General features: G+C 61.8%; 19 protein-coding genes. 12 read left to right on the top strand and 7 right to left on the bottom strand.

The genetic code is table 11. From position 1 onward, the window contains the following. The first annotated feature begins 25 nt into the window (after nucleotides 1-25). From trbB to ACO055_RS09765, 11 genes are read left to right on the top strand one after another with little or no spacing between them, the layout of a single operon-like run. Entirely contained in the window at nucleotides 26-1,009 is a 984-nt protein-coding gene (gene trbB, locus ACO055_RS09815) for a P-type conjugative transfer ATPase TrbB (RefSeq protein ID WP_037557689.1), read from the top strand. After that, on the top strand, nucleotides 1,006-1,338 hold the full coding sequence (locus tag ACO055_RS09810) for a TrbC/VirB2 family protein (RefSeq protein WP_037557582.1): 333 nt from the start codon (nucleotides 1,006-1,008) through the stop codon (nucleotides 1,336-1,338). The genes trbB and ACO055_RS09810 overlap by 4 nt, the downstream gene beginning before the upstream one ends. Further along, nucleotides 1,338-1,607, top strand: a complete 270-nt coding sequence (locus ACO055_RS09805; RefSeq protein WP_037557583.1) for a VirB3 family type IV secretion system protein — start codon at nucleotides 1,338-1,340, stop codon at nucleotides 1,605-1,607. The genes ACO055_RS09810 and ACO055_RS09805 overlap by 1 nt, the downstream gene beginning before the upstream one ends. Further along, on the top strand, nucleotides 1,604-4,057 hold the full coding sequence (gene trbE, locus ACO055_RS09800; protein ID WP_037557584.1) for a conjugal transfer protein TrbE: 2,454 nt from the start codon (nucleotides 1,604-1,606) through the stop codon (nucleotides 4,055-4,057). Before ACO055_RS09805 ends, trbE begins: the two co-directional genes overlap by 4 nt. Further along, a complete protein-coding gene (gene trbJ / locus ACO055_RS09795) occupies nucleotides 4,054-4,770 on the top strand; it encodes a P-type conjugative transfer protein TrbJ (RefSeq protein ID WP_422062367.1) in 717 nt (238 codons plus the stop codon). The genes trbE and trbJ overlap by 4 nt, the downstream gene beginning before the upstream one ends. A gap of 1 nt (nucleotide 4,771) precedes the next feature. Next, on the top strand, nucleotides 4,772-5,014 hold the full coding sequence (trbK-alt, locus tag ACO055_RS09790) for a putative entry exclusion protein TrbK-alt (protein WP_037557586.1): 243 nt from the start codon (nucleotides 4,772-4,774) through the stop codon (nucleotides 5,012-5,014). A 4-nt stretch (nucleotides 5,015-5,018) separates the two neighbouring features. Next, on the top strand, nucleotides 5,019-6,299 hold the full coding sequence (gene trbL / locus ACO055_RS09785) for a P-type conjugative transfer protein TrbL (RefSeq protein ID WP_037557587.1): 1,281 nt from the start codon (nucleotides 5,019-5,021) through the stop codon (nucleotides 6,297-6,299). Between the two features lie 4 nt (nucleotides 6,300-6,303). Further along, the gene (gene trbF, locus ACO055_RS09780; RefSeq protein ID WP_037557588.1) at nucleotides 6,304-6,987 is read left to right on the top strand and encodes a conjugal transfer protein TrbF; all 684 of its coding nucleotides are present in this window, start codon (nucleotides 6,304-6,306) and stop codon (nucleotides 6,985-6,987) included. 35 nt (nucleotides 6,988-7,022) lie between these two features. Then, nucleotides 7,023-7,838, top strand: coding sequence for a P-type conjugative transfer protein TrbG (trbG, locus tag ACO055_RS09775; RefSeq protein WP_327523827.1), 816 nt, complete (start codon nucleotides 7,023-7,025; stop codon nucleotides 7,836-7,838). Then, the gene (locus ACO055_RS09770; RefSeq protein ID WP_374046498.1) at nucleotides 7,835-9,067 is read left to right on the top strand and encodes a TrbI/VirB10 family protein; all 1,233 of its coding nucleotides are present in this window, start codon (nucleotides 7,835-7,837) and stop codon (nucleotides 9,065-9,067) included. Before trbG ends, ACO055_RS09770 begins: the two co-directional genes overlap by 4 nt. After that, nucleotides 9,064-9,285, top strand: coding sequence for a DUF2274 domain-containing protein (locus ACO055_RS09765; RefSeq protein ID WP_037557589.1), 222 nt, complete (start codon nucleotides 9,064-9,066; stop codon nucleotides 9,283-9,285). Before ACO055_RS09770 ends, ACO055_RS09765 begins: the two co-directional genes overlap by 4 nt. Before the next feature lie 356 nt (nucleotides 9,286-9,641). On the opposite strand, the gene ACO055_RS09760 is transcribed toward ACO055_RS09765, so the two are convergent. Next, on the bottom strand, nucleotides 9,642-10,454 hold the full coding sequence (locus ACO055_RS09760; RefSeq protein ID WP_422062366.1) for an alpha/beta hydrolase: 813 nt from the start codon (nucleotides 10,452-10,454) through the stop codon (nucleotides 9,642-9,644). 930 nt (nucleotides 10,455-11,384) lie between these two features. Between ACO055_RS09760 and ACO055_RS09755 the strand changes: the two genes are divergently transcribed. Next, a complete protein-coding gene (locus ACO055_RS09755; protein WP_422062365.1) occupies nucleotides 11,385-12,419 on the top strand; it encodes an MlaA family lipoprotein in 1,035 nt (344 codons plus the stop codon). Between the two features lie 825 nt (nucleotides 12,420-13,244). On the opposite strand, the gene ACO055_RS09750 is transcribed toward ACO055_RS09755, so the two are convergent. The 6 genes from ACO055_RS09750 to ACO055_RS09725 all read right to left on the bottom strand — a co-directional run bounded on the left by ACO055_RS09750 (nucleotide 13,245) and on the right by ACO055_RS09725 (nucleotide 23,472). Continuing rightward, nucleotides 13,245-16,181, bottom strand: a complete 2,937-nt coding sequence (locus tag ACO055_RS09750) for a TonB-dependent receptor (RefSeq protein ID WP_137752008.1) — start codon at nucleotides 16,179-16,181, stop codon at nucleotides 13,245-13,247. A gap of 670 nt (nucleotides 16,182-16,851) precedes the next feature. Continuing rightward, the gene (locus tag ACO055_RS09745) at nucleotides 16,852-17,829 is read right to left on the bottom strand and encodes an alpha/beta fold hydrolase (RefSeq protein ID WP_037557592.1); all 978 of its coding nucleotides are present in this window, start codon (nucleotides 17,827-17,829) and stop codon (nucleotides 16,852-16,854) included. Next, the gene (locus ACO055_RS09740) at nucleotides 17,826-19,430 is read right to left on the bottom strand and encodes a flavin-containing monooxygenase (RefSeq protein ID WP_293645104.1); all 1,605 of its coding nucleotides are present in this window, start codon (nucleotides 19,428-19,430) and stop codon (nucleotides 17,826-17,828) included. Before ACO055_RS09740 ends, ACO055_RS09745 begins: the two co-directional genes overlap by 4 nt. A gap of 29 nt (nucleotides 19,431-19,459) precedes the next feature. Next, complete coding sequence (locus tag ACO055_RS09735) at nucleotides 19,460-21,073, bottom strand: acyl-CoA synthetase (RefSeq protein WP_293645102.1); 1,614 nt, start codon at nucleotides 21,071-21,073, stop codon at nucleotides 19,460-19,462. Nucleotides 21,074-21,130: 57 nt separating this feature from the next. Beyond that, complete coding sequence (locus tag ACO055_RS09730) at nucleotides 21,131-22,222, bottom strand: acyl-CoA dehydrogenase family protein (protein ID WP_088443970.1); 1,092 nt, start codon at nucleotides 22,220-22,222, stop codon at nucleotides 21,131-21,133. Further along, on the bottom strand, nucleotides 22,222-23,472 hold the full coding sequence (locus ACO055_RS09725) for an acyl-CoA dehydrogenase family protein (RefSeq protein ID WP_422062364.1): 1,251 nt from the start codon (nucleotides 23,470-23,472) through the stop codon (nucleotides 22,222-22,224). The genes ACO055_RS09730 and ACO055_RS09725 overlap by 1 nt, the downstream gene beginning before the upstream one ends. Nucleotides 23,473-23,478: the final 6 nt, after the last annotated feature.

Below are 23,478 nucleotides of genomic sequence, written 5' to 3'. Positions count from 1 at the left end.
CAAGGCTCATGAAACGGGGTTCCCGATGGGCGCAGAACCAATCCGGCTGGAGGCACGTCACCGCAGCGCGCGCATGCTGCGCACCGCGATGGGCGGTGCGATCGCGGATTGGCTCGCCGACCGCGAGGTCATCGAAATCATGCTCAATCCCGACGGTCGGCTGTGGGTCGACCGCCTCGGCCAAGGGATCGAGGACAGCGGTGAAACACTGAGCGCCGCCGATGGCGAGCGCATCATTCGTCTCGTCGCGCATCATGTCGGCGCCGAAGTGCATGGCAGCGCGCCGCGCGTATCGGCCGAGCTGCCCGAAGGAGGCGAGCGTTTCGAGGGATTGTTGCCGCCGGTCGTTGCCGCGCCGACCTTTGCGATCCGCAAACCGGCAATCGCGGTCTTCACGCTCGGCGATTATGTGAACTCGGGCATCATGTCGGCGGATGCTGCGGACATACTTCGCTGCGGCGTGCGTGACCGGCTCAACATCCTCGTTGCGGGCGGCACCGGGACCGGCAAGACGACGCTGACCAACGCGTTGCTCGCCGAGATTGCGGGCAGCCGCGACCGGATCGTGTTGATCGAGGACACGCGCGAACTGCAGTGCGCGGCGCCCAATCTCGTCGCGATGCGCACCAAGGACGGTGTCGCATCGCTGTCCGATCTCGTCCGCTCCTCGCTGCGCCTCCGGCCCGACCGCATTCCGATCGGCGAGGTGCGCGGCGCCGAAGCGCTGGATCTCCTGAAAGCATGGGGCACAGGTCATCCCGGCGGTGTCGGAACAATCCATGCCGGGAGTGCGCTTGGCGCGCTGCGCCGTATGGAGCAGCTCATCCAGGAAGCCGTGATCACCGTCCCGCGCGCTCTTCTCGCCGAGACGATCAATCTGGTCGCCGTGCTCGTCCGCGACGGAACGGGCCGGCGCCTCGCCGAACTCGCCCGCATCGACGGGTTCGACCGGCTGAACCTCGAATATCGGCTGACCCCGCTCATCACCCCTGAAGGAGAAAATCGATGATCCATGCTCTTCGGCATGGCGCACGGCGCGCCATGCTCTGTTCGACCGCGATGTTCGTTGCGCTTGCGGTATCCGCGCCGGCCTATGCCGGCGGCTCGTCGATGCCGTGGGAAGCGCCGCTGCAGTCGATCCTCGAGAGCATCGAGGGTCCGGTCGCAAAGATCGTCGCGGTGATCATCATCATCGTGACCGGTCTCAGCCTCGCCTTCGGCGACACGTCGGGTGGGTTCCGCCGGCTGGTCCAGATCGTGTTCGGCCTGTCGATCGCCTTCGCTGCATCGAGCTTCTTCCTGTCCTTTTTCTCCTTCGGCGGCGGAGCGCTCGTGTGATGAGCCGGGAAGGGGAAGTGCCGGGCTTCTTTGCTCCGGTTCACCGGGCGCTCGCCGAGCCGATCCTCCTCGGCGGGGCGCCGCGCAGCCTCGCGATCGTCAACGGCACGCTCGCGGGCGCCGTCGGTCTCGGCCTCCGGCTCTGGATCGTCGGCGTCGCGATATGGGCGGTCGGCCACACCCTCTCGGTCTGGGCCGCCCGCCGCGACCCGCAGTTCGTCGACGTCGCCCGGCGTCACCTCAAATATCCCGTCTGGATGCGCTCATGATGAATCTCTCCGAATATCGCACGAAATCCGCCCGCCTCGCCGATTTTCTCCCTTGGGTCTGCCTGGTGGCGGAGGGCGTGGTGCTGAACAAGGACGGCGCGTTCCAGCGCACGGCGCGCTTCCGCGGCCCCGACCTCGACAGCGCCACGCCCGCCGAACTCGTGGCGGTCACCGCGCGCCTCAACAGCGCGCTGCGGCGCCTCGGGTCGGGCTGGGCAGTCTTCGTCGAAGCCCAGCGTGTGCCCGCGGTGACCTATCCGGTGTCCGAGTTCCCCGATGCGGTGTCCGAGCTGGTCGATGTCGAACGCCGCGAGCAGTTCCGCGAGGAAGGCGCCCATTTCGAGAGCTTCTATTATCTGACCCTCTTGTGGATGCCGCCGGCAGAGGAAGCGGCGCGCGCCGAGTACTGGCTCTATGAGGGCCGCTCGAAGACCGGCGTCGACCCCAAGGAATTGCTGAAAAGCTTCGTCGATCGCACGGGGCGCATGCTCCATCTCGTCGAGGGCTTCATGCCCGAGGCCGAATGGCTGGATGACGGCGAGACATTAACCTACCTCCACAGCTGTGTCTCGACCAAGGTCCAGCACGTCCGGGTGCCCGAGACGCCTGCCTATCTCGACGCGCTGCTCGCCGACGAAGCGCTCGTCGGCGGGCTCGAGCCGCGGCTCGGCGATCATCATCTGCGCACCCTCACCATCACCGGCTTCCCGAGCGTCACCTTCCCGGGCCTGCTCGACGAATTGAACCGCCAAGCGTTCGCCTATCGCTGGTCCTCGCGCGCCATCATGCTCGACAAGACCGACGCGACCAAGCTGCTGACCAAGATCCGGCGGCAATGGTTCGCCAAGCGCAAGTCGGTCGCCGCGATCCTCAAGGAGGTGATGACCAACGAGGCCTCTGTCCTGATGGACAGCGATGCCTCGAACAAGGCGGCCGACGCCGACATGGCACTGCAGGAGCTTGGCGCCGACGAGGCGGGCATCGCCTATGTCACCGCGACGATCACCGTCTGGGATCGCGATCCGGCGCTCGCGGCCGAGAAGCTGCGCCTCGTCGAGAAAATCGTTCAGAGCCGCGACTTCACCTGCACGGTGGAAGGCGTCAATGCGCTCGAGGCCTGGTTCGGGAGCCTCCCCGGCCATGTCTATGCCAATGTTCGCCAGCCCCCGATTTCCACCCTTAATCTTGCCCATCTCATTCCCTTGTCGGCGGTGTGGGCGGGGGCGGAACGGGACGAGCATTTCGGTGATGCCCCCTTGCTTTACGGCAAGACCGAAGGCTCGACCCCGTTCCGCTTTTCGCTGCACGTCGGCGACGTCGGTCATTGCCTCGTCGTCGGCCCGACGGGTGCGGGCAAGTCGGTCCTGCTCGCGCTGATGGCGCTCCAGTTCCGCCGCTACGAGGGCAACCAGATATTCGCCTTCGATTATGGCGGTTCGATCCGCGCCGCGGCGATTGCCATGCGCGGCGATTGGCAGGATCTTGGCGGCGCGCTGCACGATGCCGGCAGCGCCGGGTCGGTCGCTCTGCAACCGCTGGCGCGCATCGACGAGGCCGCGGAGCGCGCCTGGGCAGCCGAATGGCTCGCCGCCTTGCTCGCGGGCGAAGGGGTCGACGTCGATCCGGCCGCGAAGGAGCATCTCTGGTCGGCGCTCACGTCGCTCGCGACGGCGCCAATCCGCGAGCGCACGCTGACCGGTCTTGCCGTCCTGCTCCAATCGCAAGAGCTGAAGCTCGCGCTTTCGCCCTATCTCGTGGGCGGTCCCTGGGGACGGCTGCTCGACGCCGAGGCCGAGCATCTTGGCGATGCGCGTGTTCAGGCGCTCGAAACCGAAGGGCTGGTCGGCGCCTCGTCGGCGGCCTCGGTCCTCGCCTATCTGTTCCACCGCATCGAGGGCCGCCTCGACGGCTCACCGACGCTGATCATCATCGACGAAGGCTGGCTCGTGCTCGACAGCCCCGCCTTCGCGGCGCAGCTGCGCGAGTGGCTGAAGACGCTCCGCAAGAAAAATGCGAGCGTGATCTTCGCGACGCAAAGCCTCGCCGATATCGAGGGCTCGCGCATTGCGCCGGCGATCATCGAGAGCTGCCCGACACGCATTTTCCTGCCCAACGAACGCGCCGCCGAGCCTCAGATCGCGCGGGTCTATGAACGCTTCGGGCTCAACGATCGCCAGATCGAGATATTGAGCCGCGCAACGCCGAAGCGCGACTATTATTGCCAGTCGCGACGCGGCAACCGGCTGTTCGAACTCGGCCTCGGCGACATCGCACTCGCTTTCACCGCTGCCTCTTCAAAGACCGACCAGATCAAGATCGGCGAGCTGATCGAGACGCGCGGCCACGCCGATTTTGCCGAATTCTGGCTGCGTCACCGCGGCCTCTATTGGGCCGCCGATCTGCTCGCGAACCTCGAAACCCCCGACCAGCTGAAGGAGTCCTTTTTATGAAGAATGTGAAGAACCGCGTGCTGCTTGCTGCCCTGCTCGCCGGATCGACCTTGATCGCGAGCGGAGTGACTGTTCCCGCCGCGGCGCAGATCGGCGGCATCGTTCACGATCCGCGCAACTATGCGCAGAATATCCTGACCGCCGCGCGCACCCTCGAGCAGATCAACAATCAGATCTCCATGCTGCAAAACCAGGCGACGTCGCTGGCGAACGAGGCGCGCAATCTGACCAGCCTGCCCGTCTCGACGCTGAAGGAATTGCAAGGCCAGGTCGATCGCACCCGCCAATTGCTGAGTGAAGCGCAGCGCGTCGCTTATGACGTCGGCGATATCCAGACCGCTTTCGATGCCCGCTACAAGGGCGCAGCCTTGTCGGGGCCGCAGGCGGCGATTGTCGCCAATGCCGAGGCGCGTTGGAACGACAGCGTCGGCGCGTTCCAGGATGCGATGAAGGTGCAGGCCGGCGTCGTCACCAACATCGGCGGCACGCGCCAGTCGATCGGAACCCTCGTCTCGGCGAGCCAGTCGGCGACCGGCGCCTTGCAGGCGGCGCAGGCGGGCAACCAGATCCTCGCCGTCCAGTCGCAGCAGATCTCCGACCTCACCGCCGCTCTCGCCGCGCAGGGCCGGGCGCAGATGCTCGACGCGGCGCGCAGCGCCGCCGCCGAGGCCGAAGGCCGCGAGCGCTTCCGCCGCTTCCGCAAAGGCAATTGAGATGGGCCGGGCGGCGAAGATAGCGGCGGTCGCGGTGCTGGGCGGCCTGCTCATCACGCTGGCAATTCTGCATGCGTCATCGCCGCCTACGCCTCGTGCGCCCGCCCCCCCGATCTCCGCGGCGGGCGCACACCCGGCAGCCGCCGACGTGGCCGAGCGCTGCCGCACGGTCACGGTCGCCGATGCGGACTGTGAAGCGGCCTGGGACGCCAGGCGCCGCCATTTCTTTGGACAGAAGGACTAGCCCGATGGAAGACACCGGCGTTATCGACCAGTTTCTGGCGGTCTTCTCGACTTATATCGACAGCGGCTTCGGGCTGCTCGGGGGCGAAGTCGGCTTTCTCTCCTCGACCCTCATCGTCATCGACGTGACGATTGCCGCGCTGTTCTGGGCGTGGGGCACCGACGAGGACATCATCCAGCGGCTCGTCAAGAAGACGCTCTATATCGGCGTCTTCGCCTTCATCATCGGCAACTTCCAGGCGCTGGCCGTCATCATGCTCGAAAGCTTCGCTGGCCTCGGCCTTAAGGCGAGCGGCGGCGCCATGGCGATCGGCGACTTCATGCGTCCCGGCGTCGTCGCCGCGACCGGCATCGATGCGGCGCAGCCCCTGCTCGATGCGTCGGCGGACCTCGTCGGCCCGGTCGGTCTCTTCACCAACTTCGTGCAGATCATGATCCTGCTGATCGCCTGGGTGATCGTCGTCCTCGCCTTCTTCATTCTCGCGGTGCAGGTCTTCGTTACCATCTTGGAATTCAAGCTGGTGACGCTCGCGGGCTTCGTGTTGCTGCCGTTCGCCTTCTTCGGCCGCACCGCCTTCATGGCCGAACGCGTGCTTGGCCACATCATATCTTCGGGCATCAAGGTGCTCGTCCTCGCGGTGATCACCGGCATCGGGGTGACCCTGTTCGACCGCTTCATGCAAGCCGGCCTCGGTCCGGAGCCTGACATCGAACAGGTCATGGCGATCGCGCTCGGCGCACTGACGCTGCTCGGCCTCGGCATCTTCGGTCCCTCGATCGCCAACGGGATCGTCGCCGGCGGTCCGCAACTCGGAGCAGGGGCCGCCGCCGGCACCGCAGTCGCCGCAGGCGCAACGCTTGCCGCCGGGGCGGCTGGCGCGACCCTGGCCACCGGCGCGGCTGCAGCGGCGGCGCGCGGCACAGCTGCTGCCGGTGCCCGCGGAGCGGGGAGCGCGTCGACAGCTTATGCGGCGGGCGCGGCCGGGAAGAGCGGAGCGAAGGCCATCGGCGGGGGACTTGCGAATGTGGCACGTACGGCAGCCAGCGGCGCAGCTTCACCTGTTCGCAGCATGGCCGAACGGGTTCGCGCGAATTTCGCGTCGGGCCGCGACGGTCCCACCGATAGCGCGGCGCCAGCGCAAGCTGCCAGCGCGCCTCCGGCCTGGGCGGCGGCGATGCGGCGGCGCCAGACCATGACGCATGGCGCGACCATCGGCGCGCAGACGCTCAAGAGCGGCGACAGCCACGGGGCCGGCTCGGCGCCGAACATCAGCGAAAAGGACTGATCCCATGTTCAAAAGACCCACCAATCATTATGGCCGCGCGCCCGAGCCGGTCACGCCCTACCAGCGCGCCGCGCAAGTGTGGGACGATCGGATCGGTTCTGCGCGGGTCCAGGCCAAGAACTGGCGGCTCGCCTTCTTCGGCGCGCTGATCATCTCCGGTGGTCTTGCCGGAGGCCTCGTCTGGCAGTCCGCCCGCGGGACGATCACGCCCTGGGTCGTCGAGGTCGACAAGCTGGGTGAAGCGCGCGCGGTCGCGCCGGCCGACGGCGATTATCAACCGACCGATCCGCAGGTCGCGTTCCATCTCGCGCGCTTCATCGAACATGTTCGCAGCATTCCCGCCGATCCGGTCGTGCTGCGGGCCGACTGGCTCAGCGCTTATGACTTTACCACCGCGACCGGAGCGCAGGCGCTCAATGACTATGCCCGCACCAACGATCCCTTTGCCGAGGTCGGCAAGGCCCAGGTCGCGGTCGATGTGTCGAGCGTCATTCGGGCTTCGAAAGACAGCTTCCGCATCGCCTGGAGCGAGCGCCGATATCAGGACGGCAGCCTAGTCGAGCGTTCGCGCTGGTCGGCGATCGTGACCGTCGCGATCCGGCCGCCACGCACGCCCGACGCGCTTCGCCGCAACCCGATCGGGCTGTTTGTCAATGCTATCAACTGGTCGAAGGAACTCAGCCAATGACGCGATATCCTCTGCTTCCGATCGCACTCGGAGCCATGCTGTCCCTCCTTGCGGCGCCCGCCGCGGCGAGCGAGGCCGCCGATCCCCGCCAGCGCGTCGGCCGCGCCAACGCCGAGGCGCGCGTGCAGCCCGACCGGCAAGGCTATCGGAACGCCATCCAGCAATATGCCTGGTCCGAAGGCGCGCTCTTTCAGGTCTATGCTGCGCCAGGGCAGGTCACCGATATCGTCCTTCAGGAAGGCGAACAGCTCGTCGGCCCGGGGCCGGTCGCCGCGGGCGACACGGTGCGCTGGATCATCGGCGATACGGTCAGCGGGACCGGGGCCCGGCGGCGCGTGCATATTCTGGCGAAACCCACCCGATCCGATATCGCCACGAATCTCATCATCAACACCGACCGGCGCACCTATCATGTCGAGCTGCGCGCGACCGCCGCGGCCTATATGGCATCGGTATCCTGGACCTATCCCGCCGATGAGCTGATCGCCTTGCAGCTTGCCGAGGCCGAGGCGGCGAGGGTGGCGCCCGTTGCCGGGGCGATCGATCTCGCCGCGCTCAACTTCCGCTACCGCATCGCAGGCGACAAGGCCGCGTGGCGGCCGGTGCGCGCCTTCGACGACTCGCGCCAGCTAATCATCGAATTCGGTGAGGATATCGCCACCGGCGATATGCCGCCACTCTTCGTCATCGGCGGCAGCGGCGAGGCCGAGCTTGTCAACTACCGGGTGCAGGGCCGCTACATGATCGTCGACCGCCTTTTCGAGCGCGGCGAACTCCGCTTGGGCGCCGGAAAGCAGGCCCGCGTCGTTCGGATCAAGCGTGAAATGCCGCGCCGCCGGGGGCGGTCGTGACCGGGCCGGCAAGCGAGGCGGTGGCGCCCGCCGACGTGCCGGAAGCGGGCGAGCGCACGGCGCCCGGCCCGGAGGTCGATCCTTTTCGGCTACGCGGCGACACGCCGCGGGTCATGCGGCTTTCGCGCAAGGCGCTCGCGATGATCGGCGCTGCCGGCGGCACCGCGATCGGCGGCGCTCTGCTCTGGGCGCTGCAACCCGTAGCCCCGAAGACCGCCGAGAATCTCTACACGGCCGATGGAGCGAATCGCGCCGAAGTCGTCACCGGTGCGCCCGCCGACTATGGCAAGGTGCCGAAGCTCGGACCGCCGCTACCCGGCGATCTCGGGCGACCGATCGTCTCGGCGCAGCAGAACGGCGAGACGATCCCGGTGCCGCCGATGGGAAATCCGCCCGCCGGCGGGCGCTCACCCGCCGACAAGGCGCGCGATCGGGCGCGGCTGGAGCGCGAGGCCGCCACGGCGAGCCGGATATTCCTTGGAGGAGGGACCTCGGGCGCGCCGGTGGCAGACGCGCAGCGTGGATCGATCGAACCGTCCGCCGCGACCATGTCGGCACCCGAAGGCGGCGCGCGGACTCCGGCGGCGGCGCGGCGCGCCTTTCTCGCGGGCGGCTCCGCCGAACCGTTCGAGAGTGCCGAGCGCCTTCATGCGCCTGCTTCGCCATACATCCTTCAGGCGGGAAGTCTCATTCCGGCCGCGCTGATCACTGGGATCAGGTCCGACCTTCCCGGACAGGTCACGGCGCAGGTGACCCAGAATGTCTACGATAGCCCGACGGGTCGCATTCTCCTCATTCCGCAGGGTGCCCGGCTGATCGGCGACTATGACAGCGAAATATCCGTGGGGCAGGAGCGCGTCTTGCTGGCCTGGAACCGGTTGATCCTGCCCGGTGGCCGATCGATCCGGCTCGATCGTCAGCCCGGCGCCGATGCGCGGGGCATGGCGGGGATTGCCGATCGCACCGACCATCATTGGGGGTCGATGCTGCGCGCGGCGCTCGTCTCTTCGTTGCTCGGCGTCGGAGCCGAACTTGGCTCGGACGGGGATGATGCGCTCGTGCGGGCGCTTCGCGACGGGCCGCAGGATACGGTCAACCAGTCGGGACGGCGGCTCGTCGAGCGTCAGATGAACATCCCGCCAACCCTCACGATCCGCCCCGGCTTCGCTTTGCGGGTCCTTGTCACACGCGATCTGATACTCGAACCGCCGGCGGGTGCGGCCCCATGAGCAAGCTGCGCCTAGGCCCCATCGCCGACGACAAGCCCGTGAAGCTGTCGATCGAATTGACGGGATCCCTCCATCGCGAATTGCTCGTCTATGCCGAGGTGCATGCGAAGGCTAATGGCCTCGCGGCGCCTATGGCGCCGGAAAAGATCGCGGTGCCGATGATCGAGCGCTTTATCGCGACCGATCGTGGATTTGCGACGGAACGGCGGCGGCGCTGAGTGTCTGCGGCGTCATCCTCACGTCGGTCAGGCGTGATCACCCATATGTGTTCGTTCAAACCGCTGGCGGCGGTGCGCCAAAAAAAAGACGCCCGCGCGATCGAAACCGTGCGGGCGTCAGATGAAGATCTCTGTTTCCTGAAAGGAAGAGCTCTTCTGGGTCGCACCGCGCGGATAGCGTCGCGAGCCGACCGATAATTGTACGGCAGCGCCAAAAGATACCCTGGAGCTCAAACCGTTGTCGGCTTTCGGTTAGTTTCAGTCAGAAACCCGGCGATCTCCGATCGGCCAAGACCAGCGATTCCCCTGAGTAGCGAACATTCCGGGGAGAGGGGGTCATTTCTTGCCCTATTTGCTCAAAGAATTCCTGTGTCCTTTAGCCAATCTTCCACGAGCGTCGGCCATCGCTCAACGGGATGACGCAGCGGGCGCATGGCGAAGGCGTGCCCTCCCTTGGCAAAGAGATGGACTTCCGCTGGAACACCTGCCTCGTCCAGCGCTCGCGCATAGACTATGCTATTGCAAATCGGATCGACGGGATCGTCCCAAGCCTGAAGAAGAAATGTTGGCGGGGTCATCTTGGTAACTTTGATACCAGGATCAAGCGAGCCCCCCGATCTGCACAGGTGGCCTGGGAACATTGCGATGGCAAAATCGGGCCGGCTGCTCACTTTGTCTATTTCGTCGACCGCCTCATAAGCAGGTTCGAATATATTGCTGGTCTGCGCGACCAGATACCCTCCGGCTGAGAAGCCTATGACACCGATCTTGCGGGGGTTGATCTTGAGCTCGCTGGCGCGCGAGCGCACCAGGCGTATCGCACGCTGGGCGACCTGCAACGCAAGGAGGTGCTTGGGCGTCACTGCACAATGGCAGTCTTCATCATAATGGTGGCCGCTTTTGGGAACATGGTATTTGACGAGCACGCAAGTGGTGCCTCTTGAAGTCAGCCAGTCGCGAACTTCACTACCTTCCAGATCGATCGCGAGCTTGGAGAATCCTCCGCCGGGAAAAACCAGCATCGCTGTGCCATTGCCTGGTTGTTGGGCGGGAAACACCGTGAGAGTGGGCACAGTGACGTTGAAGGCGCCGGTAACCGGACGTCCGGCGAAGCGTTTCGGATTCGTTGCCGTTTCGCTATACTCTGGAGGAAGTTTGACATCCTCCATGTTCGGCGCCGCTCCAGGCCACGGTGGCGTCTGCTGATGGCCCGCTGGGGTTGCCACACGCCCTCCTCCCTGCCCTCAACGCTTGCCGTCTCGGGCATCTTTGTCGGGCCCTTAGCGTCAGGATCACGCGTCTCGGCCTCGCTGCAGCCAACAACGAAGCCTTGAAAGCACAAAAGGCCTGCTGGAATCACGCTTCGCTGCAATGAAATTCCGAACCGCCCCACATTCCGCATTTTCCTGCTTCCTCACCTCGGATCGCCACCGGAAAAATTTCTCCTGACGACATCCAACCCTTAATTGACCGGGTGACCAAAGGATGATTTCTCGGGCTAGCGTCCAATTTTTTTAGGGACATGCCGTGGGTCGGCGATCAATCTCGCTAAACACGCGCCGCGCCTTTGAAGCCGCAGCGCGGTTGTCTGAACAACCTGAATAGTTCGATCGGGCAAGCACTGCTCGCGTCTCAGGCAGGGTGCGATACTTTCGTCATCGGGTTGCGCAATGTGGTTGGGGGCAAAGCATTGATCCGGAGCATGTTCGGCTCGCTCTTGACGGCGGGACTGTTGCTCGCGCTGAGACCGGGCGCGTCCGCAGAGTTAGTTTTCGAGCCGCTTCCGCCCAGCCCGGAACTAAGCGACCGTCGGCAAAGTGCCTATGCCGGGTCCTCCAGCGAAAATCGTACCTGATAGAACAGGTTGGTCCCATTGCCCGTCCGTACGGACGTTGCTGGGCTAAACGGCAGGCCGAGCTTCTTTATGTTTCCCTACTCATGGGGGAGTATTAAAGCTGGATTGGCCGCATCGTGGGTCAGCTGACATGGGTCGATGGAGGGAGCGTCGTCGGTCGTCGTTTCGGGCCCTTGGCCGAAGCAGGAGTTTGGCAAATGGAATTAATGTTCGCCCCTCTCATGGTGGCGGGATCGCGCGCGCGATGAGCCCTGCAACCGTCGCCGCGCTTCTGTTTCTGTCCGGGGTAGCGCCGCCTCCGACCGACCTCGCATCCGAAAGCCAGACTGAGACCGAGTTGCAGCGGGTAGATGATCCCTCGGCCCCACCCGAGCCGCCGATCGTTGTGCCAGCACTCGGCAACACCCCGCATCCCTCTTTAGCCGCGCCAGCAACCTCCGACGACGAGACTATGGCCGAAATGCCCTCGGCGCCCCATGATATTGTGGTGACGGCCCGTGGCGATGCGCCGCCGGGAGATCCGTTTCAAGCGGTCAATATTGCCTCTTATCGGGCGGTCCAGTCGATCGATGCGGCGCTCGTGGCCCCAGTCGCGATGGGCTATCAAGGTATCGTACCCGAACCTGTTCGCGACGGGCTGGGCAATGCACTGCGTAACCTCAGCGAACCCGTCAATTTTCTGAACTTCCTGTTACAGTTCAAGATCGGCAAGGCTGCCGAGACGCTCGGCCGTTTCGCCGTAAACACGACATTTGGTGTCGGCGGCCTTTTCGATGTCGCGAAGACAATGCCTTTCAATCTGCCTTACCGACGCAACGGCTTTGCCAATACATTGGGTTTCTACGGCGTCGAGCCCGGTCCCTATTTCTATCTTCCGCTTATCGGGTCGACGACATTGCGCGATCTGGCGGGCAACAGCATTGACTTGCTCGTCGTGCCGACCGCGGTCGGCGCGCCTTTCGACCGCACGGCATATGCCGTTCCGACAACTGTGGTCAGGCAACTCAATGACCGCATCGAGGGCGACGCTCAAATCCAGCGCTTGCAACAGGAAAGCCTTGATCCCTATGTCGAGACACGGACCCTCTATCTGGAACTGCGCAAACGCGAAATCGACGCATTGAAAGTTAGGCGCAGCGACCGCAATGGCGAGGCTGGACCTCAAACAGAAATCACGGTCAGCCAGACCGGGCCCTTGTCCGATCCAGAAGGTCTCATCTCCGTCGGCCCCCTTGAACTCGAGACGCCGACCTCGGACGGTTTGCCACCGCGACCTTAACGCCAATGATGCACATTTGGCGGGCGCGCAGAGAAGCCAAAGCGCTTCGAAATTTTGCTCGCACGGAACTCAAGCCGTCAACTGCAATCGCCGCGGTGAATCTCAATAAGCTTCCTCGCTGAAGTTTGGTCTTCCGGTTTCGGACGTGTCGAGACAAATGCCCACAACCGCTATCGGTTCGGCCATCGCGGATGAGTTTGTCGATCATGAACGCGTGCCTCGCGCTGTCTCCGACTGGCGTTCCCGAACTCGCCGATGGTCCCATGTCAAATGCTCGTCGCTTTGCGTGGGAACCGCTGGGCCTTCGCGTGGCAAGATGCGCCGCGCGTCAGATGGGTGTTTTGCTCGCCGAATGGCTCAATTACCGCGCAAACCAGGCTGCCAGATTGGGATCTGGATATCTCTTTTCTGTTCAAAAATTATAGGTTCGCAAGCAAGCTTGGGAATATCGTGATCGATGCGGCGGCCAAGAGTGTCATGCTGCACTCGGCAATCAGGGGCCACAAACCGCCGCGATGATCGTGCCGCCTCCGAACGCTGCCGGATTGATCGCGAGCTCGCGGTGCCGGAGACCAGCGTGCTTCCTACAAGTGCCCGTGGGCAACGGTCAGCGCGCCGTTCGCGTCGGTCGCATGCGACATCGCAAGCACAGGCCGCGAAATTCGGAGATCCTTGAGATGGCTCCAGATGACTTGCCTCTTTCCGTCGCAGATGCCCCCCTTTCGGTGCCTTGGGCCTGGCGCATGGAAACCGGCGTCGGAGAAGGTTCCCCCGTCTCTCCGACGCCGCGATTTCTATGCGAGTTAGATTGGAACCGCTAAATCGTCAGAATTTTGCTCCGATGGCGACACCATAACGCCGCGGATCAAGAGTATAGATGTTTGTAAAATTACCGGAAGATGCATCGGTGACATAAAGTCCGGTAACCGAGTTGCTATCGAAAATATTCTGAACGAACCCCCGGACAAACCAGCGCTCGTCGGCGCCATTCAACTGTAAAACCGCATTTGCCTGGACGAAAGGTTCGATACGATTAATCCTGCCGTTGAAGATATTGCCATATTGCTTTCCGGTAAGGGAAATGTCGACGCGGGGGACGAGTGTCATACCATTCCCAACCTCTGCCGTGTACTGCACGCCCATCGAGACCTTGACATTCGGCGCTTGGGGCAATGTGTTGCCCTTGATGTTAACCTCGACGCCAGGACTCAATACCTGGATCCCGCTGTTCGCAGGGATAGCGCTCGCGAGGACACCGCAAATGCCGAACGCGCCGCTGGAGGCGATATTGCCGTCCGAAGGAAATTCCTGCGGTGCGCGAAGGCCGAGAGCCGCATTTACTCCCGCAACGAACGCATCAGCAACGCCAGGCGCAGGTCCCGTGACAGCGCAGTGCGCACCATTGCTGATGTCCTTGATAATCACGGCATCAGGATCTCCGCCGCCCGGATCACGCGGATTGGAGAAGAATTGATCGCCGGCGACCTTGGCATTGAGATAGCTGAAGGACAGATTGATAAGCCAGTTCGGGTCCGGCCTGATGACAGACTCCAGTTCGACACCCCAGATATTGGCGTCAACCGTGTCATTCACAGACGTTCTTGCCACGATGCGGCTGAGCTGCAGTCCACTATATTTGTAGTAAAATGCGGTGGCATTCAGTTGCAACGCGCCGTTTGCGAAGACGTTCTTGGAGCCAATCTCGAAGGCATCGATCGATTCAGAGCCGAAACTCTCGCTGACGGCGAAAATCGGAGAAAGCGGAGGATTGATACCGCCGGATTTGTAACCCCTCGAGTAAGATGCATAGAGTGAATTGTCCGGCGTAACCTCGAAGGCCAGAACTGCTCGTCCGGTAATTTCGTCGAAGCTTACTTCGCGAAACTGGGCGAGCTGTTGGCCCGGTGTCCCCGGGTCGGCATCGAAAAGTCCAGACGGCCCGGTGAGAGGCGTTATCGGGGTATCGAACGGATCTCCATCGTTGGCATAAGGGTTCAGGAAACTGATCAGTGTCGTACGCGCCGTTACATCCTTCTTGTCATTGTTGTAACGCAGCCCCCCGGTCAACGTCAGCCGGTCGCTTAGATCGAAATAGACCTCGCCGAAAATCCCATAGCTCTCCAGATTCGATTCCAGCGAGTTGTTCCGATACATCGACGTCGCGAAATAGGATGGCGGAAGGCCGCCCGACAAGGAGCCGAATGAACCCAATATGGCACTGGCGTAATCGAGCGCAAACGAGTTCACATAATAGCTATTGTCGGTGGTTTTCGATTTCGCGTAAATTCCCCCCAACAGGAAATTGAACGGCCCGTCGAAGTCACTCGTAAGGATGAGCTCTCCGCTCCACGATTCGCGTTGTTCCGAAGATCGATCGAAAGAAAGCGGCGTTTCGGAACACAGCGAGTTCCCTTCGAAAGCGCCTCTGCTTCCATCATCATTATCCGAGGTGCACAGCACGCCCTGCGGACCGTCCGGGATGAGAGCGCCGGCAATCGGCGAAAAATAGGCCGAGGAGCCGGGAATGAAGGCCGGCGCCGGCGGAGCAAGACCCGTCGGCAATCCGTTAGCCGCAAAAAAGGCCAGCGTATTGAGCGCCGGGGCGAAACCGGCACGGCTTTGAATTCCAAGAAAATAGTCCTGCCTGGAATCGACTTCAGTATCCTGATAAATGCCGGTGGCCGTCAGGGTCATCGCGCCGAATTTTTGCTCAAGGCGCGCCTGCACCTGTAGCTCTTCCGCAAAATAGAAGGGCGTATAGGCCGTGTTGACGACACGCACATCGCCAGGCTCCTGAAACCCGGAAAACCCGTCAGGGCCATAAAGGCTGCCAAGGCCGAGTACGGCGGGAATGCCCTGAATGGCGAAGAACTCGGAAGAACTGAGCGTCGCACCGACCGTGGAATTTGCGTTCGTGGTATCGAAATCACGTCGATTGTTCAGGCATCCGAGCACGCCCAATGGATCGCGTTGGCACGTTTGTTTCTGGTTTCTGAGGCGCGTGTCCTTTTCCCGGAAATAATAGCCCATGAGATCGATCGTCGTATCAGGACCGGGCTCGAAACGAAGTGAGCCTCGCAACGCGTAAAGGTCCCGAGTGTCGATGTCCGATCCATCATAAAGATTCGTCGTATAACCGTCGCGGTTCACATATATGCCCGCCAGTCTCACGCCGATCATATCCCCGATCGGGACATTGACCATGCCACGCGCTTCGATGCTGTTGAAATTGCCATACTCGAATTGCGCTTCAGCCTCGAAACGGGAGAGTTTGGGTTTCGCGGTCACGACATTCACGACCCCGGAGGTCGCATTCCGACCGAACAGGGTGCCTTGAGGTCCGCGAAGGACTTCAATCCGTTCCAGATCGAAATATTCGGTCTCGAACAGGCGTGTTCCGAACAAGGGTGATCCATTGACATGAATTGCGGTCGCAGCATCGCAGGTGACGCCGACGCACAGGTCGCCAACGCCGCGAATAGTGAATGAAGCTGAGGTGAAATTGCCTTTCGAGAAAGATACATTGGGCAGCGTCAGCTGTAGATCCGAGGCATTTTCGATCTGCTGGCTTTCAAGCGCCTCAGCGCTGAATGCGCTGACAGCTATCGGCACGTCTTGCAAGCTTTGCGCCTGACGTTGCGCCGTCACGACGATGACATCGTTACCGCCATCTGGCTCTTCAGCTATGGCTTCCTGAGCATTTGAGACCTGTGGCAACGCCATCAGGACGGCGCTTGCCAACAAATAAGCTTTGTTATTCATCACCCTTCTCTCCCTGTCTCGATTTTTTAGTTTCTTACGCGAACCCGTCCTTTTCCCCGATAGTCGATGTTCAAAAATGGGGCAGCTCGCCGAGCTGCCCCGAGTTTGAGAGGTGGCCAGAAGGAGATTTCCGGAGAGGAAAAGATTCTCGCCGCCCGGCTTGAAGCTGAGCAGTTTTTCGGTATTTGGTAAAGAACTTTATTATGGCACTTTATTATATTGCTCGGGGCGCTGGGAGGTGTTCCATCTCAGATCCGAAGAAATCAGTTTATACATCCGATGCTTGCTGTCAGCGCTTCAGCCTTGGCACGGTCGAGCGCGCGCCGACGACTTTTGGATGCGGCTGCGGTACGGCACGCCCGATCCCGAGCGCATGTCCCGCCGAAGCTGGACAGCCTTTTGTGGCTCCATGACCTTGCCTTGCTGTTTGCCTCGGAAGGCATATCGACCAACTGTGCCACGATAGATTTCTTTGTGGCGCCAAGCAACACAGGCAAGAGAAGAAGATCTAAACAGAACATATGAACTCTGCTTGGTTATTTCTGCCTCGGCCTTAGTATTTATGTCTTGCTGTGCAAAAGAGGCCTCATCGTTCAACTAAATGTTGGATCGGCAATTTTCGCATCGCCATTACGGTCGCATGCAACCATAAAATCGCGCTAGACGTTGCTCAAGTCGGCGCTTCCCAAAGCCGGAGAAGGCTCCTCAACGCGGTGACAAAGGCCAGCGGCTGGTCGAGCATCAGATGGTGGCGGGCTTGAGGCACGGCAATGATCGGAATGGCTCCTCCCCCCAGTTCACGAACATATGCCACGGAATCCCGGTTGAAGAGCTGGCTCTCCTCGCCGTGAACGATAGCCTTGCGGCCCGGCGCGTTCACTAGGCGCTCGCCGATGGTGAGCCACTCGTCGGGCCGGTTGCTCCTCCGGAACACTTCGGGAGAGAATTTCCACGTCCAACCCTCCCCGTCACGCCGCAGAGAATGAAAGGCCATATAGTCCAAAAGAAATGGCTCACCGACAGGCTGGGGTGGGGAAAGGACGTATCGACTGCGCGCCGCGTCGTAGCTGGGATAGCGACTTTTGGCTTTGTCCGGGTCGCCGGATCCGGGGCTGGCGCGGCGGAGATTCCAATACGCTTGCAAGAGCGCAGGTCGCATGACCATCAGGTCGCAAACCACAATGCCGGAGAAGGTATCGGGCGATTGGGTGACGGCCGTCAACGCTGCGCCAGAACCGAAACTGTGGGCAATGATCGTGGGCTTGTGGCCATCCGCAAACAGTCCAAGCGCTTCGGCAATTTCGCCGAACTCGCGCCCCCTGGCCAAGGGGTCGGCGTGCCCTCGCATTTCGCTGTCGCCCATGCCGGCAAGATCGAAGGCCACCACATCATAATCTTCGGCCAGAAACGGCGCGATGAAGGAAAAGCAGCGGGCATGCGAGAGAAAACCGTGCGTCATCAGTACCTTGGGTTTCGCCCGGTCGCCCCAGCGAAAGTAATGCGCTTTGGCACCCTCGATCTCTACATAGCCTTCCTCGCGCGGCACCCTGAGAGCGGAAACGAACCATTCGGGCAGATGCGAACCATCGCCCGCCCAGAGAGCGTCGATGTCCTCGGGGCAATCTTCAATCTTTACCGCCTCGTTCATATTGTTGGGCCGTCCTTGCGTGTGAGTTTTTCGAAAGCGAAGCCAGCATAGCTGCCGGCCGCCTCTTCGTCGCAGAGCGCGGCATAGCCAGACACGCTCGGAAAATTGATGAGCTGGCGCTTCTTTCCCGGAATATTCGCGCCCATGTACCATGAGGCCGCCTCGGGAAAGAGCGTCATCGCGCCAGCCGCGGCAACCATTTCAGTCCAGCCAGTTTCGGCAGCCGGTTTGCCCTCGAAAAGATCGATGTCCCTCCTACGCAACCAGACCATGAAATCGCAAATCCAGTCGCCCTGTATTTCCGCGCTTGTCGGGCCATTGGCGAAACCCGACGGGCTGAGAGGACCATAAGCGAACAACATGTTGGGAAAACCCGACACCGCCATGCCGAGATAGGCGCGCACACCGTCTTCCCACGCCTGCCAAAGGGGAAGCCCCTCCCTCCCGGTGATGTTCATGTCGATCAACCCGCCACGCCCGGCATCGAAGCCGGTCGCAAAAATGATCAGATCGCATTCGACCTCACCGTCTTCCATCTTGATGGCCTGGGGCTCGATACGGATGATCGCGTTTGCCTTCAGATCGACCAGCGCGACATTATCCTGCTCGAAAATTTCATAATATCCCTGTTCGAGCGAGGGTCTTTTCGTGCCGAAAGGATGCGGCGGCTCCGCAGGCGCAAGTTTCTCAGCCAGAACGGGGTCGATGATCCGCGCGAGAACCTTTTTGCGCCAGAACTCATAGGCGTAGCGGTTCGCTTCGCGATTGGTCAGTATGTCGGCAAAGTTGTTGTACCAGAATTTGAGGCCGCCCTGCCGCCACAGGGTCTCGAAATGGTTGTTGCGCGTCGTGGCGTCTACATCGAGCGCGGAGATGTCAAGCGACTGGCATTCGAATCCCCCGTTCGTTCGCTTGCGCCGAACAAAAATGGCGGGATAGCCCTGCTTATCACGCTGCTGAATGTCTTCGGTAAGCCGTTCCTGGCGCATGGGCAGGCCCAGAATAGGAGTCCTCTGAAACAAGGTCAGCTTTTCTGCACATTTGGCGGCCTCCTGCGCGATCTGCACTCCGCTCGCACCAGTGCCGATGACGGCGATCCGGCGGCCCGAAAGATCGATACCCTGTTGCGGCCATCGCGCCGTGTGACACCAATCGCCTTCGAACGCCGCGATTCCTGGCATATCGGGAATATACGGCTTCGATGCGAATCCCAAAGCGGGCAGAAGGAAGTGTGTCGATATTCCTTCCCCGCCCTCAAGCTGCAGGCGCCACCGTCGTCCCTCTTCATCGAACCTTGCGCTTTCGACCCTCGATCCCATCCGCATAAGCGGCCAAAGGCCCAGCGTATCGCAAACATGCCGGAAATAGGCTCTGAGCTCCTTCCATCCGGGAAAGCGCTCGCTCCAGGCCCATGATTTCCAAACCTCGGGTATCGAAAACTCATAGAGCGGTACCTGCGAGTCCACGCGGGCACCGGGATAGCAATTCCAGTACCAAATGCCGCCGGGCTGGGCGGCCGCATCTACCAGCAGCACCTTGAACCCGGCGTCACGCAATTTGTGCAGCAGATAGATGCCGCTGAAGCCTGCACCGACGATCACGGCATCGTAATCGGGAGAGCCAGTCGATCTCACGTCGCGACATTCGATCGTTCGGCAATCGCTTTTGCCGTTGCATAATCGGCCTTGCCGTTCGAGGCTCGCATGGGGATGTCTGTCGGAATTATGGTCTTGGGGGTTTTGTATCCCGCCAAATGTGCGCGCACATGGGTTTTGACCGCTTGTTCGTCGAACTGGGCGTGGTCGTTGAGGTGGACAATCGCGGTTACGGCTTGGCCCCATTTATCATCCGGCACGCCTACGACCAGCGCGTCCCCGATGGCGGGATGGGTCTTGAGCACTTCCTCGACCTCCTCGGGATAAACTTTCTCTCCCGCCGTGTTGATGCAGACGCTTCCGCGGCCGAGCAAGGTAAGGCTGCCATCGGCTTCTACCCGACACCAGTCGCCCGGAATGGAATAGCGCACCCCATCGATCGTGCGAAACGTCTTCGCGGATTTCTCGGGGTCCTTGTAATAGCCTTTGGGGATCGCACCCTTCCGGGCGATAAATCCCGGCACGCCGCTCCCCGGTTCGACTTTCTGGTCGGTTTCGTCGAAAACATCGCAGAACTCGCCGATCCCAAATTTCGCGGTATTCGTGCCGCCCTCCGCAGTGGTGACGGCAAGGCCGAAGCCCAGGCCTTCGGATGCGCCAAAACTGTCCATCAGTACGATTTGCGGAATATGCCGGCACAGGCCGGACTTGACCTCCTTGCTCCACATCACACCGGAAGAGAGGATTGTAACGAGGCTGCTGGTATCCCAGCGGCCAGGGTGGTCGTCGAGCGCGGAAAGCATTGGCTTGGCAAAGGCGTCGCCCACGATCGCTATGCCTTCCACCTTGTGCCTTTCCACCGTATCCCACATTTCCTCGGCATCGAAAGACCATGCCTCCAATGTAACTATCGCGCCGCCAGACATCAGCGTGCCGATCGCAGTGATAAAGCCCGTTCCGTGCATCAGCGGGCAAGAGGAAAGCGTACGCCTGCCCGGGCCTTCGCGGGCGATCAGCGCGACATTCTCTTCGAGTGTCTCTGGAACGGGGCCGAGCAACTTCTGTGCGTCGAGTTGGGCCTTGCGCATGTCATCATGACGCCACATCACGCCCTTGGGCATTCCGGTCGTACCACCCGTATAGATGAAAAGCAGATCGGCGGGCGAGCGTGTAATGCCGAGCGCCGATCCGTCCCCCTCTTGCGCGAGAGTCTCATAGTGGATCGCAAAGGGCGCGATTGAAGACAGCTCGCCAATTTCGACGAAGGTGCGAACCTTCCTAAGCCGGTCGTTGAGTTCGACGATAGTGTCGCGGAATTCCGAACTGTAAACGATGACCTCGCTGTCGGAATCGTCGAAGATATAAAACACCTCTTCGGCCCGATAACGGTAATTGATGTTCACATGCGTCAAACGCCCCTTGAAGCAGGCCGCCATCAACTCGCCATATTCGGGTCGGTTGCGCATATAGAAGGCGACCTTCGCGCCATCGCGGATGCCGCGTTGGCGCAACCCGCGGGCGATATTGTTCGAGCGCGCCGACATCTCGGGCCAGGTGACGATCCGGTCTCCATGTATCAGAGCCGGCGCATCTTCGGGCATGACGGGCTCGATCGCGTCGAGAATATCCCCGAGATTCCAGTCGATCACATTGATTCTCCTCTCTGGACGGGGCCGCAGCATCGGCGCGCACGACTCCCAGTACTATCAGGCTGCTCTCGTCCAACCCTGCAGAGCCGCTGCCTCGGCTCGCACCGCTTCGGGGCCACCCAAGACCTGCCGATCGAAGCCGATCCGTTTGAACCAGTAGTGCAGGCCGAGCAGATCGGTGAACCCCATCCCGCCATGCACTTCAGTGGCGGTGCGGGCGACAAATCGGTGGACGTCGCCCGTGAGGGATTTCGCATGGCAAGCCGCGAGAGATGCATCCTCCGGCAGCGCATCGAAGACATGGGCGGCGTACCAGACCAGCGCGCGGCACGGTTCATGGCGTGCGGCCATTTCGGCGCACATGTGCTTTACCGCCTGGAAGCTGCCGATAGGGCGGCCGAACTGCTCTCGCTGACCAGCATAATCGACCGCCTTTTCAATCATGGCCTGCCCTGCGCCCAAGCTGTCGGCGGCAAGGATCACGCGGCCAGCATCGCGCAGCCGAGCCGATGCTGTGCCGCCGTCGTCGGCAAGCGGATCGGTCTCGACAGCCGCAAAGGACAATTCTCCCACGCTGCGCGTGCGATCGATGGTGGTGAGGCGGGTCGCCTTGAGTCCCGATGCTAGGGCTGGGACGAGGTGCAGCCTGCCACCGGCGTCCGCTACGAGATACGCGTCCGCGCCTTCGAAATCGAGGCAGAACAGGGCGGTGCCGCTAAGCTTCCCTTCGGCGAATTGAACTCCCGCGCCGTCGCGCGCCTGGACCGTCGCGGAAATCGCGACTCCGATACGGGCCTCGCCACGCGCGATCTTCGGAAGCCATTGGCACTTTTGCTTGTTAGTTCCTGCCTCGCTCAGCGCGATCGGGGCGAGAACTACGCTGGCTAGAAATGGCGCTGGTGTGACCGCATAGGCGAGTTGTTCCGCCACGACCGCAGCGTCGAGAAGGGTCATGCCTAGGCCACCATGCTCTTCGGGGACAAGCATGGCTGGGACCGCCAGATCGTGGAGGGCTCCGAAAATAGTGTCACTTAACGGGTTGTCGCGCCCGGCACATTCGCGGACATGCTCAAGCGGGGAGGTATCGGCAAGACACCGCGCAACCGCGTCGCGCAGTATCTGCTGATCCTGCGAAAGGCCGAAGTCCATCACGCCGCTCCCTGCCTGTCGGTCTGCATGCCTGCAGCTCCCTTCGCTTCGTCGGAAATCCGCGCCAGCTTCGGCTCGCGCGGCATCTCGAGGCCACGTTCGGCGATGATGTTCTTCTGGATCTGCGCGGTGCCGCCACCTATTATGAGGCCGAGTTGGAACATATAGTTCCATTGCCAAGCCCCTCCGTCTCGTTCCCGCGGGCTGCGGTGATACAAAATGCCCATCTCGCCCATCGCGTCGATCGCCAGCGCAGAGATCTGATGCGCGACCTCGCAACTCTGCAGTTTGACGATCAGCTTCGCCATGCCGCCAGGCTCGCCCTTGAGGCTGTTCGATAGAATGCGCATTCCATTACATTTCATCGCCGTCACTTCGGCCTGGAGCGCCACCAGCCGGTCGCGCAGGACCGCATTGTCGATCGCCCGACCTTCGCCGATGGATTCCTGCTGCATCAGGCCAATCAATGCCTGCAGTCGGTTCTCGAGTGCGTCGGGATCGCCCAGCATTCCGCGCTCGTGGCCAAGCGTTGCGTTCGCGACGAACCAGCCCTGTCCTCGCTGGCCGACGATCTGGTCCACCGGAACCCGCACATTAGTAAAGAATGTCTCGTTGAACTCGGCGTGACCGGTCATCGTCTTCAAGGGGCGTACCTCGATCCCCGGTATGTCCATCGAGAAAATCAGATAAGAGATACCGCTATGCTTCGAGGCCTCGAGTTCGGTCCTCACAAGGCAAAAGATCATGTCGGCTTGCTTCGCGGTGCTGGTCCAGATTTTCTGGCCATTTATAACGAATTCTCCATTTTCGATGCGCGCGCTGGTCTTGAGGTTGGCGAGGTCCGATCCCGCACCGGGTTCGGAATATCCTTGGCACCACACGACTTCGCCCGTCAGCGTTGCTGCGATCCACCGCCGCTTCTGTTCATCGGTGCCCAACTCGAGCAAAGTCGGGACGAGCATTGAGATGCCCTGGTTCGCCAAGCCGCTCGGAAGCCGAGCTCGCGAAAACTCTTCCGCGATAATGCGCGATTTGAGTATATCCGGCGCCGCTCCGTAGCCGCCATATTCGGCCGGTATCGTGCGCGCCGTATAGCCGTGCTCGATCAATAGCTTTTGCCATCGGATAGCTTCGGCTGAGGGCCGGGAGAACCGGATGGCGGAGGGTGGCGCCAAATGTCTGTGCGCATCGATAAAGGCGCGGATCTCCGCGCGGAAGGCGTCATATTGGGGGCCGTAGTCGAGATCCATGTCGTC

The organism is Sphingopyxis sp. (assembly GCF_965227415.1).
Lineage (GTDB): Bacteria > Pseudomonadota > Alphaproteobacteria > Sphingomonadales > Sphingomonadaceae > Sphingopyxis.
This window is presented reverse-complemented; position numbering and strand designations above follow the sequence as displayed.